This is a genomic window from Natranaerobius thermophilus JW/NM-WN-LF (assembly GCF_000020005.1).
Lineage (GTDB): Bacteria > Bacillota > Natranaerobiia > Natranaerobiales > Natranaerobiaceae > Natranaerobius > Natranaerobius thermophilus.
In genome coordinates this window covers 1,716,982-1,733,869 of sequence record NC_010718.1, presented here as the reverse complement: position 1 = coordinate 1,733,869, position 16,888 = coordinate 1,716,982, and the positions used below count along the sequence as shown (strand labels likewise).

The window sequence follows — 16,888 nt, the reverse complement described above, 5'->3', positions numbered from 1 at the left end:
TGTTTAAAGGGGTTGCTTTTCTTTTGTTCCCTGTATAACTGTGATATAATGTAACGAGTAAATAAAAGGGGGGGCTGATCCGGACATGAAAGTAGTGACATCACATCAAAATTTAGATTTCGATGGATTAGCCGCAATGTTAGCTTATAATAAATTGAATCCTGACACTAAAATGGTACTACCACCAAAATTAAATCAAAATGTCAGAGCTTTTTACTCACTATACAAAGATACTTTTTCATTTGTTGAAAGAATCAATTTTGATTTACATAAAGTAAATACCTTGACCATGGTAGATACTAGTGATGAAAAACGCATTGGAAAATTATCATCTATTTTACCGCAAGTGGAACAGCTAATCATCTACGACCATCATGAATACAAAAATCTTTCTCAAAACCCTACAATAGAGATTAATCATGAAGTAGGGGCAACAAGTACAATTCTTGTTGAAGAATTAATGAACAAAGAAATTGAATTATCTCCCTTGGAAGCAACTGTAATAGCCATGGGGATTTATGAAGATACAGGGAACCTGACATTTTCTCATGTTACTGCTAGGGATGTGAGAGCCGTTGCCCAACTCCTAGAGTGGGGAGCAGATGTGGATATTATCAGGGACTATGTAACCATCATTTTAACACAAGCTCAAAGAGGTCTATTAGATGAACTTATATCTAATACCAAGTATTTAAATATTAATGATTATGAAATTGGACTTTCTATAACAGAACGGGAAGAATATTTCAGTGGAGCGGCAGCTTTAGTACATAAGTTAATGGAAATTGAAGATGTAGACTTATTTTTTATTATAGTAAAAATGGACAAGAAAGTATTCGTTATTGGTAGAAGTCGAAGAGAAGAAATTAATGTCAGCAGGATCTTGTCTCCTTTTAGTGGAAAAGGACATGATCAAGCTGCCTCTGCTACTATAAAACATGGTGATCTACAACATATCGAAACTGAACTTATTGAATCCTTAAAATTGCATTTACCTGTTCTATTAACTGCTAAAGCTATCATGTCAGCTCCAGTTAAAACAATTTCGTCATCTACTACAATACAAGAAGCTGATCATTTATTACATAAATACGGTCATAGTGGTTTACCAGTAGTACAAGATAAACAGAATGATATTGATGATGAAGCTGGTAAAATTGTTGGAGTTATTTCTAGAAGAGATATAGAAAAAGCTAAACATCATGGATTTGGTCATTCTCCGGTCAAGGGGTATATGTCTCAAAAAGTTATTTCTATTTCACCGGACACTTCTATTAAGGAAATTCAACACTTAATGGTATCTAATGATATCGGACGTTTGCCAGTTATTGATTCAAATGCCAATTTGATAGGAATAGTTACTAGAACGAATTTATTAAAAATACAGCACGGTCAATTAACTGAGGAACAAGAGCGAACTAATTTATACTTAAAAGAACTTGATGAATTTTCTGAAGATATTACTGAATTAATGGCACGTCGGTTACCTAGCAAAATTCTTGGAGTTTTATATTTAATTGGCCAAAAGGCAGATAAAGAAGGTTTTAAAGTTTATGGTGTTGGCGGATTTATAAGAGATTTACTTTTAGGTAAAGATAATTTGGATATAGATTTAGTCATAGAACAAGATGCCATTAGTTTTGCAAAATTAGTCAGTAAACACTTGAATGGAGATTTAAAAACATTTTCTCAATTTCAAACTGCTCGTTTAACCTTGCGTTCAGGCACGAGAATAGATTTTGCCACAGCTAGAATAGAATATTATGCTTTTCCTGCAGCATCACCGGAAGTTGAAGAAAGTACCATAAAACAAGATCTATACAGGCGAGATTTTACCATAAATACATTAGCTGTAGAGTTAAATTGTAATTCCTTTGGGAAATTATTGGATTTCTTTGGTGGAACAAAAGATCTAAAAAAAGGAGTTATCAGGGTATTATATAATCTAAGTTTTGTAGAAGATCCTACAAGAATTTTTCGTGCTATTAGGTTTGAATCACGATTCAATTTCAATATTGAAGAGCAAACTCTAATTTTCATAAAAAATAGCTTGGAAACAGGTGTACTTGATAAACTACCTGGTGAGAGATTGTATGAAGAACTGCGAAATATAGTTGACGAAGATGAAGCCGTAAACACTTTTCGCCGTATGGATGAACTGGGGATATTTACAAAAATATTTCCAAATTTAAATGTATCTCAAGATAAGTTAGTAAAATTGCAAAACATTTATGATATTTTGAACTGGTATGAACGAGAAAATAAACAAAAACAAGAAAAGTTTGTCAGTAAAGAAGCTATGGTATTTTCATGCTTGTTGCAGGATCAACCGTTACCGATAATTAGCTCGATTTTAGAACGTTTAAAAGTGCCACAAAAAATAAGGGATGTAATTATAACAACAGTTAAAGAAACGGAATCCCTTTCTAGTAAATTAGAGTATACCGAGAAAAATAGTGAACTAGTACAAAATTTAGAAGAGATTCCTCTGGAAACTATTCTATTTGTGTTAGCTGATAAGGAGAATCAAAAAATAAAGAACAAAATATATTACTATCTAGAGGAGTTAATTGGAGCTGGAGTTAGTATTACTGGGGAAGATCTTAAAACTCTAGGGATAAAGCCAGGTCCTGTTTATAAAACGGCTTTAGAAGAAGTTAGAAAAGCAAGATTAGACGGACTGGTTACAACTCCTGAAGAAGAATTAGAATATGTGCTAGATTTTTTTGAACAGAAAGGAGAAGATATGCATGGATAATATATTTATAGGAGACATTTTGCATATAATTCCGGCACTTTTAATTGCTTTAACTGTTCATGAATACTCTCATGGTAGAATAGCCTATTATTTAGGTGATGAGACCGCTAAAGCCCAAGGGCGGTTAACTTTAAATCCATTAGATCACTTGGATCCCATAGGTTTTCTAATGGTTGCCATTGCTGGGTTTGGATGGGCTAAACCTGTTCCTGTAAATCCAGTAAATTTTAGAAGAGATGTTGATATGCGACATGGGATGTTACTTGTTTCACTGGCAGGACCTGTTAGCAATCTTATTATGGCTTTTATATTTTTGGGCGTATCTGACTTTTATTTGAGATTTACACAGGGACTTGGTGGTATTGGTCCCGGTGTTGCTTTGAATCCGAATTACAATCATCCTGTCTTATATTATATTGTCTTGTTTAATATTTTTTTGGCGATTTTTAATTTGCTCCCGGTTCCTCCATTGGATGGGTCGAGAATCTTGCGAGCAATAGTACCAAGAAGATTTGAAGAGTACTTTAATTATTTAGACCAGTATGGTTTTATAATCTTAATACTACTAATTGTTTCCGGGGCCATTAGAGCAATTTTGTGGCCTCTAACCATAATTATATTATCTATCTTGTATTTACCTTTTCAGTTGATATAACAGGTGGTGGTGACTTTGAAATACCAGGTTTCTTTACCTAATTTTGAAGGTCCTTTGGATCTTTTATATCACCTGGTTAAAAAAGCGGAAGTAGACATATATGATATATCCATATCAGAGATAACTGACCAATACTTATCTTATTTAGAAGAATGGGAAAGATTCAACTTGGAAATTGCCAGTGAATTTCTGGTTATGGCTGCTAGATTAATGGAATTGAAATCAAGAGAGCTTCTTCCTAAACAGACTAATAAAGAAACTGAAGATGAAGAAGAAACAGACCCCAAGGAAGAGCTGTTGACTAAGATTATGGAATATCGCTATTTCAAAGAAATAGCTTATCATCTTAAAGAAAAAGAACAAGAAAGATTTCAGGTATACTGGAGAGAACAACCTAAAATTCCTTTTCAGGAACAAGAGGAAATTCCCATTGGGAATGTCGGTATGCATGATTTACTAAAAGCATTTCAGAATGTACTAAAAAAACAGGCTTTAGATAATAAGGTTGAGACTATAGACACTAATGAAGTATCGATATCAGAACAGAAGGATGTGTTAATGAAACTATTGAAAAATAGAGAAAAGCAGACTATGCATTTTCAAGAATTGTTTGAACAATTCCCAACTCGTTTAGAAATTATCGCAACTTTCATAGCTTTATTAGATCTTGTAAAAGAAGGTAAACTTTCAGTTTCACAACAGGGAATAAAAAGTCCATTGTGGATCGAATTGTCTTAAATTTATTTTGGTGGAGGGAGAGTGTATTGAAAGGCGAAGAACTTAAAGGGATTATTCAAGGAATATTATTTGCAAAAGGTGAAGCAGTTTCACTACAAGAACTTGCTAGAATTATTGAGAAAGATCAAGCTATGATCAGAGAAGTAATTAAAGATTTACAATCAGATCTAAATGAATCAAAATCTGGACTGCAAATTACACAGGTGGCTGGTGGGTATCAATTAACAACAAAACCGGAATTAAACCCGTATATTAAAAAAATGATGGGTAACGAATCTCAAAGGGGATTGAGTCAGGCTGCACTAGAAACCTTAGCAATAATTGCTTATCGACAACCAATAACTAGAGTTGAGATCGAAGAAATTAGAGGAGTAAGAGTTGATCGGGTCTTATACTCGTTAATGGAAAGAGAACTGATTAGATCTGTAGGAAGAAAGGATGTCCCAGGTAAACCTATACTTTTTGGAACTACTGATAAATTTTTATTACATTTCGGATTGAACTCTATTGAAGAACTTCCTAGACCGGAAGATTTTTCACAAACTTTATTTGACAATCAATATACCGAAAACAATTAAACTCTTCCAATCATAATATGATTTGGAAGAGTTTTTTATATTTTCCTATAATTTGGTTATTATAATAAATAGGAAGATAATCCCTGTCTTTGTAGGTGAGAATTAAATGAAATATTTATTGTTAATTATCCCGGCACTGTACTTGACTTGTTTAATCTGCCCAATTTTCGTGAGTATAGTTTTTGTCAAAAACTCAACGAGAGAGGATTTATACGCACGGATTGGTTTATTTCGAAATTCCCTTGGCTTTAATTTCAGGATACCTTACTTTCGAAAAAAAGGAAAACAAGTTTCAACAGAAGTTAAACTCTCAAGTGAAAAACAAAGAATAGAATCAGGCACAAAGCTAAAGTTTCAACAGCCCTCACCAATGCAACAAATGAATCAATTTACGCACAAAATTGCTAAAGCAAAGATATTTTCTAATATATTTTTAAAATACGCTAGATTACACAAGCTAAGTGTGAAAGTTAATTTTGGTCTACAAAATGCATTTCAAACTGGAATTGTAGGAGGTTTGGCTTGGATTTTTTTAGGCAATTTAGAATTCCTGTTAAAAAAAATGCATAAAAGCCGTGATTATGACAAATTTTATCAGTTGAATCCCAACTACGATTTTAGCTGTTTTGAAATGGAGACAGAGTTTGTTTTTAGCATGAGGGGAATTCATTTTGTAATGATTGGAATCAGTAATCTTGTATACGAAATCAAAAGGAGGATTTATCAATGGAAGATCACCAAGAGCACCCCATACAAAGCTTGATGAAAACGGCTATGGAAAGTATTAAAGGTATGGTTGAAGTTAATACAATTGTAGGAGATGCAGTAGAAACACCTGATGGAAAAGTGATTATTCCAATATCAAGAGTTAGTTTTGGATTTGCTGCAGGAGGAAGCGAGTTTGAAACACAGAATGAACAAAAACCACAAGATAATAGCGATTCATTACCATTTGGAGGTGGCAGTGGAGCAGGAGTTTCTGTTCAACCCGTGGCTTTCTTAGTAGTAGGAGATGATCAGGTAAGACTTCTTACTGTAGATGACTATCCTCTATGGGATAGACTTATAGATGTGGCACCGAATTTATTTGATTCTATAAAATCAATGACCTCTCAGAGTGATGAAGACCAAAATTCACAGGAAGGTACAAATACCAATCCGGATTCTCCTAATGACCCTCGAGTTCAATGACTCGAGGGCATATTTTTTTATAATAGTTAATATATTTAAAATCAGAAATATAGCTTAAAAAATAAGGAGTTGAGTTCATGCCTGTGAAGCATGAACCAGTACTAGTTAAATTAATAGCTGGTTTAATTATTGGATTACTGGTATTGGCTAATTCCAATTTGACTAATGCTCTACCCGAAGAAGATTTATATGAGCTAAAAGAAATAGAAGAACTAGAAGAAGAAATTACAGCCACTAGCGCATGTTTAGTTGATGTCAAAACTGGTAGAGTTCTATACGAACAAAATAGTCATAAACAATTACCTATGGCGAGTACTACAAAGGTAATGACAGCTTTATTATCTTTAGAACGTGGTAATTTAAACGAAGTAGTGACAGCCAGTGAAGCTGCTTCAGAGGTGGAAGGGTCTTCAATTTACTTACAGGAAGATGAACAGTTAACTCTAGAAGCTATGTTGTATGGATTAATGCTAGAATCGGGCAATGATGCGGCACATGCCATTGCGGAACACATTGATGGTGATATAGAAAGTTTCGCACGAAATATGACGGACAGAGCTGAATCCCTGGGAGCGAAAAATACAAACTTTCAAAATCCTCATGGTTTACCTTCCGACAATCATTATTCCACGGCTTATGATATGACTATTATTGCTAAAGAAGCTCTAAAGAAAAGTAAGTTTGCTGAAATTGTAAGTACCAAGGAAAAACTTATTCCTTGGGAAAAAGGAGATGCTGACTGGAGATACTTAAACAATGATAATAAACTGTTGGATGAGTTGAGTGAAGCCGACGGTGTTAAAACTGGATGGACAGAAGCTGCTGGAAGATGTCTCATTTTTTCAGGAACAAAAGATGAAAGGCAGGTAGTGGGAACAGTTTTAAAGGCTCCAAAAATGTATCAAGATGCAGAAAACTTACTTGAGTACGGAATATATCAATTTAATGAGAAACAGGTAATTCAAAAAGGACAATTAGTGCGGGAAGTTCCGGTGGAAAAAGGGAAATATTCAACTGTTCCTGTGGTAGCTGGTAGTGAAATTGTTTTACCTTTAGAATCACAGGAGTATCGAGATTTAAACTATCATATAAAAATTCCCAAAAAATTACAAGCTCCTTTGGAGAAAGGAGAAGAGATAGGTACGTTGCAAATATTATCTGGCAAATGCACTTTAGCTGAAACTGAACTTTTAACTTCAAAAGAAGTTGATGAACCCTTTTACAGAAGATTTCTGCCATAAATGGGGTGAGTAGATTTGATAAATATTATATGGCTCACCTTTATAATAGGTGGTTTTATTTTTGCTTTTATTAATGACAATGTAGAAGAAGTTACTCAAGCTCTTTTTGATTCTGCAGATCAAGCAGTGAGCTTGGCCATCGGACTTATTAGTATTATGACTTTTTGGTTAGGAATTATGAAAATAATTGAAAGATCAGGCTTGATAAATTTAATCAATAAAGCCCTAACCCCTTTAGCGAGATTATTATTTCCTAGTGTACCAAGAGATCATCCTGCCATGAACTTAATTTTAATGAATATGAGCGCAAATTTACTGGGTATGGGGAATGCAGCAACCCCCTTTGGAATCAAAGCTATGGAACAATTACAAGAGTTAAATGAGAAAAAAGAAGAAGCTACTAATGCAATGTGTACATTTTTGGCTGTAAATACATCAAGTTTAACCTTAATTCCAACAGCAGTAATTGGGATCCGAAGTGCAGCGGATTCAAAAGAACCAGCTGAGATTGTTGGTACTACTGTAATAGCTACTTTTTGTTCATCCTTAGCAGCTATTGTTACGGATAAAATTGCCCAAAAGTTTAGCTGAATAGGAGGCTAATCCGTGTTTGAAGTTGTTAACTTTATTTCAAAATGGGCAGTTCCTGCAATGATAACCATCACCCTTCTGTATGGTTATTTTAAGAAGATAAATGTCTTCGATGTTTTTATAGAAGGTGCTAAAGAAGGTTTTGAGACATCAGTTAAATTAATCCCTTCTTTAGTGGCTATGTTAAGTGCTCTCGGTATTTTTAGAGCCAGTGGTGGTATGGATTTTATCTTAGAAATCATAGAGCCTGTTATGGATACATTTAATATTCCTACAGAAGTTGTCCCCTTGGCATTAATGAGACCGATTTCTGGATCTAGTACTTTCGCAATGACTACAGAATTAATTCACAGTCATGGACCAGATTCTCTAGTAGGACGAATCGCTTCCACAATGCAAGGAAGTACTGATACAACTCTTTTTGTATTAACTGTATATTTCGGAGCCGTTGGAATTAAAAAAACTAGACATGCCATGGGAGTAGGCCTAGTGGGGGATTTTGTAGGTTTTATAGTTTCAGTGTTTATTTGCCTTGCAGTTTTTACTTAAATATATTTGAGAAAATCCAACCAAATTGATAAAATTAACTATGCAAAAAATAATAAAGGAGGTCTACATATTGAATAAACCAAATCCAGAAAAAAAGTTACAAGAACTGGGGATTGAACTACCAGAACCACCAAAGCCTGTAGCTTCATACGTACCATCAGTCAAATCAGGAAATATGGTGTTTGTGTCCGGACAAATACCTTTAGTACAAGGTAACTTGCAGTATGAAGGAAAAGTTGGAGGAGAGGTTAGTTTAGAGGATGCTTATGAAGCTGCTAAACTTTGCACCATTAATTGTTTAAGTGTAGTAAAAGGTGAAATCGGAGATTTATCAAAAATCAAGAAAATAGTTAAGGTCACCGGATATGTAAGTAGCGAATCTGGATTTAATAAACAGCCTCAGGTAATAAACGGCTCAAGTGACTTTTTAGGTGAAGTTTTTGGCGAAGTAGGGGAACATTCAAGAGCTGCCGTGGGTGTTAGTGAATTGCCGTTAAATAGCCCAGTTGAAGTTGATATGATAGTAGAAATCGAAGAATAAAGAATGACTCACAATTAATACAAAGGCCATCAAAGCTTATTTTTAAGGCTTTGGTGGCCTTATTATTTATGGCTAAATTTAGACTTTCAAGAATCCTTTACCCGCATCTCACATATTTTTTAGTAGGGAGTATAAGGGGATAAGCATCATTTAAATAAGGAGTTCTAGAGATGTCGGGCTTTCACTTGATGTATTTAGGGATAATAGCTTTAGTTATTTTAGCTATGTGTTTTCGTAAAAATGTAACACTCATATGTATAATAGGAACTTTTATCATGGGGTTTGTTTATCACGACCTTTCAGTCCTTCAAGGTATTCAAACAATTTTTTGGGCTTTTTTAACGGCTAGTTCAAAATTACTTGATTTGATTTTATTAATTGCTATGATGACTGCCATGATTTCTGCTATCAGGTCTCTAGGAATAGATGAATTAATTGTGCGTCCTTTTCAATATATGATGATATCTCCTGGTACTTCTTACCTCGTTTTGATAATTTCTATGTATTTGGCTTCGATATTTTTTTGGCCCACTCCGGCTACAGCTTTAATTGGCGCTATATTGGTACCAGCTGCTATAAAAACCGGTTTATCTCTTATGGGAGCAGCTGTAGCTATCAATATTTCAGGCCATGGAATAGCTTTAAGTAGTGACCCAATTATCCAGGGTGCTCCAGGTTTTAGTGAACGGGCTATTGGGTTAGCTCCGGGTTCAATAGTCTCTGAAGCAGTACTTTATTCCACCATAGCAGGAATTTTAGCTTCATTAGTAGCTTTCATTATGTATAGACAAGATTTTATAACTGGAAAATTTAAATCAAATACTAAATTGAATACAGAGCACTCTACTCAAAACTTAACTTGGAAAAGAGTTTTGATATCCGCCTTTGTATTAATAGCTTTGCTGAGTGTTTTGTACATTATGATTACCCAAAATATTAAGGGTCAAGAAGCGACTGCCCTTTTGGGTGGTTTTGCATTAATCGTAACTATTGCTATAACCATTATGACTGGATCAAGTACTTTTTGGGATCAAATAGCCGATTATTTAAATCAAGGATTTATATTTGCCATGAAAATTTTCGGTAAAGTAATTCCTATAACGGGTTTTTTCTTTATAGGATCAGATCAAAGCCAACAAATAATTGATGAAAACGCACCAATTCTATTGTATGATATAGCTGAATATTTTTCAGAGATAATTCCTTTAACATCTATTACACTGTATTTTGGTAATATGTTTTTGGGAATTATTTCAGGTTTAGATGGTTCAGGATTTTCTGGAATCGCTTTAACTGCGAATTTTGCTCAATCTATGGAAAGAATTGTGGATGTAGATTTGGAATCTCTAGCGGCTATAGGTCAGATGGGCGCTATTTGGACAGGTGGGGGTACATTGATTTCTTGGGCCTTTGGCTTAGTTACTACGGCAGGAGTAGTGGGAGTAGATCCTGTGGAATTAGCTAGAAAAAATTTCATTCCTGTTATGATAGGATTAATTTTTAGCACTTTATTTGCTTGTATAATTAATTAAATTATATTGGCTAATAATAGAAATAGAGCAACTAAAAAGGGAGGTAAACTAATGCGCTTACAAAAATTCATGTCAAGGGCTGGAATAGCATCTAGACGCAAGTCAGAAGAACTCATCCAGCAGGGAAGAGTTACAGTTAATGGACAAGTTATTACACGTTTAGGAACTAAAATAAACCCTGATACGGATACGGTTAAAGTTGATGGCGAACCAATAACTCAAGAGGAATCTAATGTTTATATCATGTTGAACAAGCCCAAAGATTATATAACCAGTAAAGATGACCCTCAAGGGAGAAAAACTGTCATGGATTTAATTCAGGTGAAAGAAAGAGTTTACCCAGTAGGTAGGTTAGATTACGATTCAAGAGGATTAGTTTTACTTACCAATGATGGAGAATTAGCAAATAGATTAATGCATCCTAAATACAATATCCCCAAAACTTATATGGTTAAAGTAGACAAACTTCCTTTACAGGATAAACTTGATAATCTAGTTAATGGGATTTATTTAGAAGAAGGACTATGTAAAGCAGATCATGTGGAAATACTAGATACTAAAAATAATATATTAAAAATTATATTATCAGAAGGAAGAAAGAGACAGATTAGACGCATGTTAGCTAGTTTAGGAATAGAAGTTAAGGATTTAAAAAGGGACAGCTTAGGAACTTTAACTTTAAAAGACTTATCTGAGGGTAATTATAGAAAATTAACAAAAGATGAAATAGATAACATAAAAAAATTAGCTGGTTTGACTGATAATTAATATAAAGATATAACTATCCTATACGCTCAAGCTGCTAGTATTAATGGTCTTTCTATTGGTAATAATGAAAATAATTATACTAGTATGGAAAGGGGGATGTCATTGAAATTAAAAATAGGTAATGATACTATGGAAAGGATTCGCTGTCGGGTAAGATTTGATTTCCCTGGATTCAGAAAACCTGGTCGATTTATATTTGGAGGTCGAGACACTTTTGAAGTAGCTGAAGAAAAGAGACAAAACCAAGTAGAAAACTGGCAAAATGTACCATTGCAAGGGGTTGAAATAGAACATATTGAACAAAAAGAAACTTATTCAGTATTTGATGAAGAACTAGGGGAGGAAGTTGCCTACGCACCTGTTGAATTGATTGTTAATGCCGATTCACCAGAAGAAATCGTACCATTTATCATGAGAGAAGAGTATAGAAAGATTGAATTGTATCACCCTGAGTCCATTGATTTTAATAAGCCAGGAATTGAACGTTTTTTTAGCAGAATTAATGAAGAATTAAATTACAGACTTTCTTTTGTTAAAAAAAATACTGATTCTTGAATGATAATATAGAAAATATAGGAGGGGATGCTTTTTGAGTGGAAAAAGATTATTTGCTGTACGAGGTGCTACAACTACTGAAAGAAACACAGAACAAGAGATTCTTTCCCAAACCAAAACTTTATTACAAGAATTAATAGATAAAAATGATTTGTCACGAGAACAAGACATTGTAAGTGTTATGTTTACAGCCACTAAAGACTTAACGGCTTGTTTTCCTGCAAAAGCTGCAAGAAAATTAGGTTGGACAAACACACCTTTGATGTGTGCACAGGAAATAGATGTTGACGATAGTCTTCCCAAGTGTATTAGGGTATTAATTCAATATTATGCACCGGAAGACCACTCTCCCCAAGCAGTATACTTAAAAGATGCTCGTAAATTAAGACCCGATTTAATCAACGAATAAATCAAAATTTAATTTATTTTTTTATCTTATTATAATTAAGGACGTGTCAGTTATTTGATTTTTAATTTTGCTAGGAGGATAAAGAAAATTTTTGTCGAATAAACTGATAGATAGTGTCTATCTACATATAAATTCAAAGATATATTTTTATCTAATTATTAAAATCAATTAAGCAATTATAGAGAAAGTGAGAGGTCTGATATAATGAGAGTTAATAAAGGAGATCTAGTAATTGCAATAGATGGTCCTGCAGGAGCGGGTAAAAGTACTATAGCAAAGATGTTAGCAAGTCGACTGGGACTTAAATACTTGGATACGGGAGCTATGTACAGGGCCATTGCTTGGATTGTTCTAAGCAGTGGTATTGACCCAAAAGAACAGGAAGCAGTTAAAAATGTTCTTTCACCTATCCAAATGGATATTAAAACTACACAAAATGGTCAAAATCTAATTTATATTAATGGTAAGGATATTACTAAGGAATTGCGCCGGCCTGAAGTTTCTGAGGCCGTTTCTTATGTTGCTAGTAATTACGAAGTTAGAGAGTTTTTAATCGAAAAACAACGAGAAATTGGTAAAAAAGGTTCTGTAGTAGACGGACGAGATATTGGGACTTATGTTTTACCAGATGCAGATTTCAAATTTTACTTAACTGCAAGTTTACACGAACGAGCTAATAGGCGCTGGATAGAGTTAAAAGACCAAGGTCACTATCAAAATTGGCACAGTGTGCAGGCCGATCTAGAAAAAAGGGATAATATTGATGAAAATAGAGAATTAAGCCCTCTTAAAAAGGCGGAAGATGCAATTTTAATTGATACTACTAATATGTCAACTGAAAAAGTTTTACAGCAAATGATTAGTCACATTGAAAACAGGGTGAATGACTATGGAAAATAAAAGAACTTCATTGTATATAGTACTTCGCTTTTTATTTAGACTATTATTTAAAGTTGTTTATCCAATTAAACTTGAAGGTAAACAAAATCTACCTCACAATGGTCCGGCTATTATTTGCTCTAATCATATATCACTTCTCGATCCGATTTTACTAGGATGTATATCTGAACCTCATGTAACTTTTATGGCTAAAGAAGAATTATTTAACATCCCTGTGATTGGAAGGATAATTTACTTATTAGGCGCTTTACCTGTAAAAAGAGGACAAGTTGATAGGAATGCTATAAAATTATCTTTGAAACAGTTATCAAAAAATTGTGTTTTTGGTATTTTCCCCGAGGGAACAAGACATAGTGAAGACAAAAAACCTTTAAAAGGTGTAGGATTTCTAGCGGCTAGAAGTAAAGCTCACGTAGTACCAGTTACTATAATAGGTCCTTATAGATTGTTTCGAAAAACTCGTGTAGTTGTTCATCAACCTGTCAATTATGATGAACTAGATTTTGCAAAATCGGAGGATCCACTGCTAGGTTTTAGTCAGTATATAATGGACACAATTAACAGTGAATTAAATTAGATAATTGACAAAAATAATTTAGATTAAGACAATTATCTAGAAGTTGAGGTGGGGATTATTGGAAATATTGGTTGCAAAAGGTGCTGGTTTCTGTAGCGGTGTTAATAGAGCCTTAGATAAGACAATCCAAGCTGTACAAACTGATACATCACGGGACATTCAAGTTTTTACCCTTGGCCCCATTGTACATAATAAAGAGGTTATACAAAACTTAACAGAAAAAGGAATAGGTATTATCGAAAATTTAACCCAGCTCCAATCGAAGAAATGTTTAAGTGAAGAAACTAATAATTATGTCGTTATTAGAAGTCATGGAGTTGGACCGGAAACTTTTAAGATGCTGAATAATTTAAGTAATACGGATGTGATTGACGCTACTTGTCCTTTTGTTAGGAAGGTACAACAGAAAGCAAGTAAATTATATCAAGATGGGTATCAAATTTTCATAGTAGGTGATCCTAATCATCCGGAAGTGAAAGGAATTAAAGAATGGACTGATAATAATGCCATTGTGATTGAAAAACCTGAACAAGTTAATGATATAGAAATATCTAATAAAACTGCTGTAGTTGCTCAAACTACATTAAGAGAAGAAAAATTTAATGAAATTGTGGAAAAAATACTTGATAGAAACCCAAATACAATAGTTCATAACACTATATGTGATGCCACTCAAAAACGACAAACTGCCACTAAAGAGTTAGCAGGGCAAGTGGATGTCATGATTGTCGTTGGAGGATATAACAGCTCAAATACCAAAAAACTAAAAGAGTTAGCTGTCAAGGAAGGTGTACCTACTTATCATATTGAGACAGCTAAGGAACTAAAAACAGATTGGTTTTTGGGCTGTAAAAAGATAGGTGTGACGGCAGGGGCCTCGACACCTGATTGGACTATAAAGGAGGTAGTTGGTAAAATGAGAGAATTTGAAGAGCAAAATGAAAACCTTAATACTAATTCAGATGAGTCAACTCAAGAAAGCCAAGATGAATTAATGAAAGCAACAGAAGATTCGGCTGACAAACTTGACAGGGGACAAGTCGTTAAAGGAAAGGTAGTTAAAGTAACAGAAGATGAAGCAATGATTGATGTAGGTTATAAATTTGAAGGCTCAGTACCAGTTAACGAAATGCCAATAAAGGAAGGAGAATCTCTAGAGGATTTACTTTCTGAGGGAGACGAAATTGATGTTAAAGTGGTGAAAGTTGATGACGAAGAAGGACAATTAATACTTTCTAAAAAATGGGCTGACAAAGATAAACAATGGGAGCAATTGGAACAGCTTATGGAAAATGATGAAGAAATCAAAGCACAAGTGACAGAGGAAGTCAAAGGTGGTTTGGTCGTTGATTTAGGTCAATTACAAGGGTTTATACCAGCCTCCCACGTAGACATACATTATGTACCCGATTTAAGCAAGTATGTGGGAGAAGAATTGAGACTGAAACCCATAGAATTGGATCGTTCTAGAAATAAGATAGTACTAAGCCAGAAAAATATTTTAGAACAGGAACAGGAAGAAAAGAAAAATAAAACCATGGAAACTATTACAGAAGGTGATATCGTCGACGGAACCGTTAAAAGGTTAACCGATTTTGGAGCCTTCATCGATATCGGTGGAATTGATGGTTTATGTCATATTTCTCAAATTTCACATAGTAGAATTGACCATCCTGAAAGTGAATTAGAAACTGGGGAAAATGTTAAGGTAAAAGTATTAAGCTTAGATCCTGAAAATGAACGTATATCATTAAGTATTAAAGAAGCACAGCCTGATCCCTTTGAAACTTTTATGAAACAGTATAAATCTGGAGATATCGTTCAAGGCAAGGTTGTTAGAACTGTTAATTTTGGTGCATTTATTGAAATCACACCAGGTGTTGAAGGACTTTGTCATATTTCTCAATTATCCGATGATCATGTTGCTAAAACCCAAGATGTAGTTAATGAGGGTGATCAAGTTACCGTCAAAATATTAAGTATAGATGATCAGCAGAAAAAGGTTAGTTTAAGTATCAAAGAAGCTCAGGGAAAAAGCAAAAAAGAACAAGAACAAGAAGAGTTTGCAAAATATCAGGATAGTCAAGAGGAAGAAGAAGGTGTGAAATTAGGAGATATGTTTGGTGATGTACTAGAGGAAATAAAGGAAGATGATAAGGATGATAAATCGAAGTGATAGGAAATCAGATCATTTACATCTAGCAATTAACCAATATGATACTCAAAATATTCTAGAAGACATAAAGTTACTTCATAATTGTTTACCTGAATGTAATTACGATGAAATTAATTTATCTACATCTCTTTGTGGTCTCAATTTTAATAATCCAATTATGATTAACGCCATTACTGGAGGGACCCAAGAAGCTTATCAATTAAATAAGAAAATTGCTAGTGTAGCAAGGGAAGTTAATATACCCATGGCTGTTGGTAGCCAGAAGATAGCCCTTGAAGACCAAAATTATCAAGATACATTTGAAGTAGTTCGAAGGGAAAATCCCCGTGGAGTCATATTTGCCAATATTGGGGCTTATGCTACTCCCCAAATGGCTCAACAGATATGTGAAATGATAAAAGCTGATGGCTTGCAAATACATTTAAATATTCCACAGGAGTTGGCCATGGGTGAAGGGGATCGATCATTTCAAGGTTATGCAAATAACATAGCTAAGATAATTGACTATGTAGATATTCCAGTTATTGTAAAAGAAGTGGGCTTTGGAGTTAAAAAAGAAGAAATATCGAAACTGATGGATATTGGCGTAAAAGCTGTAGATATTTCAGGTTGTGGTGGTACCAATTTCATAAATTTAGAAAATAGTCGGTTAGAACAACCTAACCTGCCATCAGCTAAAGATTGGGGGATTGACACTGGAAGTTCACTTTTAGAAGCTGTAGAAAGTAGTTATCATAATTTGGATATTATTGCTTCAGGAGGCTTCTCCAGGTCAATAGAAATAACTAAAGCTTTAGCCTTAGGTGCCAGGTGTGTTGCTTTAGCTGGCTATCCCTTACACATTTTGTGGCATTATGGCCAAGATGAACTGATTTCTCAACTAGAGCAACTGCTAACTGAGTTGAGGTCAATGATGTTAATGTGTGGTGCCACCAGTATATCTCAATTATGCCAGACTCCCTTACTAATCACTGGAAAACTAAGGGAACATGCTGATCTTAGAGGTATAGACGTCAAAAAATACGCACGCAGATAGGTAGAAAAACGCGCTAACTAGCGCGTTTTTTTTATTGCTAGTTATTAAATAATAATAGAATAATTTCAAAACATTTAGGTTACTATAAAAGAT

General features: G+C 34.2%; 18 protein-coding genes. All 18 read left to right on the top strand.

Going from position 1 to position 16,888, the window contains the following annotated elements; translation table 11 throughout:
* The first annotated feature begins 85 nt into the window (after nt 1-85).
* The 18 genes from NTHER_RS08355 to fni all read left to right on the top strand — a co-directional run bounded on the left by NTHER_RS08355 (nt 86) and on the right by fni (nt 16,795).
* Entirely contained in the window at nt 86-2,758 is a 2,673-nt protein-coding gene (locus NTHER_RS08355) for a CBS domain-containing protein (protein ID WP_012448096.1), read from the top strand.
* Complete coding sequence (locus NTHER_RS08350; RefSeq protein ID WP_012448095.1) at nt 2,751-3,413, top strand: site-2 protease family protein; 663 nt, start codon at nt 2,751-2,753, stop codon at nt 3,411-3,413. The genes NTHER_RS08355 and NTHER_RS08350 overlap by 8 nt, the downstream gene beginning before the upstream one ends.
* A gap of 15 nt (nt 3,414-3,428) precedes the next feature.
* Nucleotides 3,429-4,151: a segregation and condensation protein A gene (locus NTHER_RS08345; protein ID WP_012448094.1), complete on the top strand. Its 723-nt coding sequence runs from the start codon at nt 3,429-3,431 to the stop codon at nt 4,149-4,151.
* Nucleotides 4,152-4,177: 26 nt separating this feature from the next.
* Nucleotides 4,178-4,729, top strand: coding sequence for an SMC-Scp complex subunit ScpB (gene scpB, locus NTHER_RS08340; RefSeq protein ID WP_012448093.1), 552 nt, complete (start codon nt 4,178-4,180; stop codon nt 4,727-4,729).
* 106 nt (nt 4,730-4,835) lie between these two features.
* Nucleotides 4,836-5,492 (top strand): DUF2953 domain-containing protein, encoded by a 657-nt coding sequence (locus tag NTHER_RS08335; protein ID WP_012448092.1) that lies wholly within the window; start codon nt 4,836-4,838, stop codon nt 5,490-5,492.
* Complete coding sequence (gene ytfJ, locus NTHER_RS08330; protein ID WP_012448091.1) at nt 5,456-5,920, top strand: GerW family sporulation protein; 465 nt, start codon at nt 5,456-5,458, stop codon at nt 5,918-5,920. Before NTHER_RS08335 ends, ytfJ begins: the two co-directional genes overlap by 37 nt.
* A 77-nt stretch (nt 5,921-5,997) precedes the next feature.
* Nucleotides 5,998-7,161: a D-alanyl-D-alanine carboxypeptidase family protein gene (locus tag NTHER_RS08325; protein WP_012448090.1), complete on the top strand. Its 1,164-nt coding sequence runs from the start codon at nt 5,998-6,000 to the stop codon at nt 7,159-7,161.
* A 15-nt stretch (nt 7,162-7,176) separates the two neighbouring features.
* On the top strand, nt 7,177-7,752 hold the full coding sequence (locus tag NTHER_RS08320; RefSeq protein WP_012448089.1) for a nucleoside recognition domain-containing protein: 576 nt from the start codon (nt 7,177-7,179) through the stop codon (nt 7,750-7,752).
* 15 nt (nt 7,753-7,767) lie between these two features.
* Nucleotides 7,768-8,301: a spore maturation protein gene (locus tag NTHER_RS08315; protein WP_012448088.1), complete on the top strand. Its 534-nt coding sequence runs from the start codon at nt 7,768-7,770 to the stop codon at nt 8,299-8,301.
* Between the two features lie 70 nt (nt 8,302-8,371).
* Nucleotides 8,372-8,842: a RidA family protein gene (locus NTHER_RS08310; RefSeq protein ID WP_012448087.1), complete on the top strand. Its 471-nt coding sequence runs from the start codon at nt 8,372-8,374 to the stop codon at nt 8,840-8,842.
* Between the two features lie 170 nt (nt 8,843-9,012).
* Entirely contained in the window at nt 9,013-10,374 is a 1,362-nt protein-coding gene (locus NTHER_RS08305) for a hypothetical protein (protein ID WP_012448086.1), read from the top strand.
* A gap of 51 nt (nt 10,375-10,425) precedes the next feature.
* Nucleotides 10,426-11,142 carry a pseudouridine synthase gene (locus NTHER_RS08300; protein WP_012448085.1) on the top strand — a complete coding sequence of 239 codons (717 nt, stop codon included), beginning with the start codon at nt 10,426-10,428 and terminating at the stop codon, nt 11,140-11,142.
* Nucleotides 11,143-11,244: 102 nt separating this feature from the next.
* On the top strand, nt 11,245-11,697 hold the full coding sequence (locus NTHER_RS08295; RefSeq protein WP_012448084.1) for a hypothetical protein: 453 nt from the start codon (nt 11,245-11,247) through the stop codon (nt 11,695-11,697).
* Between the two features lie 34 nt (nt 11,698-11,731).
* Nucleotides 11,732-12,106 carry a chorismate mutase gene (gene aroH / locus NTHER_RS08290; protein ID WP_012448083.1) on the top strand — a complete coding sequence of 125 codons (375 nt, stop codon included), beginning with the start codon at nt 11,732-11,734 and terminating at the stop codon, nt 12,104-12,106.
* A 204-nt stretch (nt 12,107-12,310) separates the two neighbouring features.
* Nucleotides 12,311-13,006 (top strand): (d)CMP kinase, encoded by a 696-nt coding sequence (gene cmk, locus NTHER_RS08285; RefSeq protein ID WP_012448082.1) that lies wholly within the window; start codon nt 12,311-12,313, stop codon nt 13,004-13,006.
* The gene (locus NTHER_RS08280) at nt 12,996-13,583 is read left to right on the top strand and encodes a lysophospholipid acyltransferase family protein (protein ID WP_012448081.1); all 588 of its coding nucleotides are present in this window, start codon (nt 12,996-12,998) and stop codon (nt 13,581-13,583) included. Before cmk ends, NTHER_RS08280 begins: the two co-directional genes overlap by 11 nt.
* Nucleotides 13,584-13,641: 58 nt before the next feature.
* A complete protein-coding gene (locus NTHER_RS08275; RefSeq protein WP_012448080.1) occupies nt 13,642-15,759 on the top strand; it encodes a bifunctional 4-hydroxy-3-methylbut-2-enyl diphosphate reductase/30S ribosomal protein S1 in 2,118 nt (705 codons plus the stop codon).
* Nucleotides 15,743-16,795, top strand: coding sequence for a type 2 isopentenyl-diphosphate Delta-isomerase (gene fni / locus NTHER_RS08270; protein WP_012448079.1), 1,053 nt, complete (start codon nt 15,743-15,745; stop codon nt 16,793-16,795). The genes NTHER_RS08275 and fni overlap by 17 nt, the downstream gene beginning before the upstream one ends.
* Nucleotides 16,796-16,888 lie beyond the last annotated feature (93 nt).

What these genes read in the sequence shown, in the direction of transcription:
- NTHER_RS08350 (WP_012448095.1), top strand. Translation starts at nt 2,751, where the DNA reads ATGGATAATATATTTATAGGAGACATTTTGCATATAATTCCGGCACTT.
- NTHER_RS08305 (WP_012448086.1), top strand. Translation starts at nt 9,013, where the DNA reads ATGTCGGGCTTTCACTTGATGTATTTAGGGATAATAGCTTTAGTTATT.
- NTHER_RS08355 (WP_012448096.1), top strand. Translation starts at nt 86, where the DNA reads ATGAAAGTAGTGACATCACATCAAAATTTAGATTTCGATGGATTAGCC.
- fni (WP_012448079.1), top strand. Translation starts at nt 15,743, where the DNA reads ATGATAAATCGAAGTGATAGGAAATCAGATCATTTACATCTAGCAATT.
- cmk (WP_012448082.1), top strand. Translation starts at nt 12,311, where the DNA reads ATGAGAGTTAATAAAGGAGATCTAGTAATTGCAATAGATGGTCCTGCA.
- NTHER_RS08335 (WP_012448092.1), top strand. Translation starts at nt 4,836, where the DNA reads ATGAAATATTTATTGTTAATTATCCCGGCACTGTACTTGACTTGTTTA.
- NTHER_RS08325 (WP_012448090.1), top strand. Translation starts at nt 5,998, where the DNA reads ATGCCTGTGAAGCATGAACCAGTACTAGTTAAATTAATAGCTGGTTTA.
- ytfJ (WP_012448091.1), top strand. Translation starts at nt 5,456, where the DNA reads ATGGAAGATCACCAAGAGCACCCCATACAAAGCTTGATGAAAACGGCT.
- NTHER_RS08300 (WP_012448085.1), top strand. Translation starts at nt 10,426, where the DNA reads ATGCGCTTACAAAAATTCATGTCAAGGGCTGGAATAGCATCTAGACGC.
- NTHER_RS08280 (WP_012448081.1), top strand. Translation starts at nt 12,996, where the DNA reads ATGGAAAATAAAAGAACTTCATTGTATATAGTACTTCGCTTTTTATTT.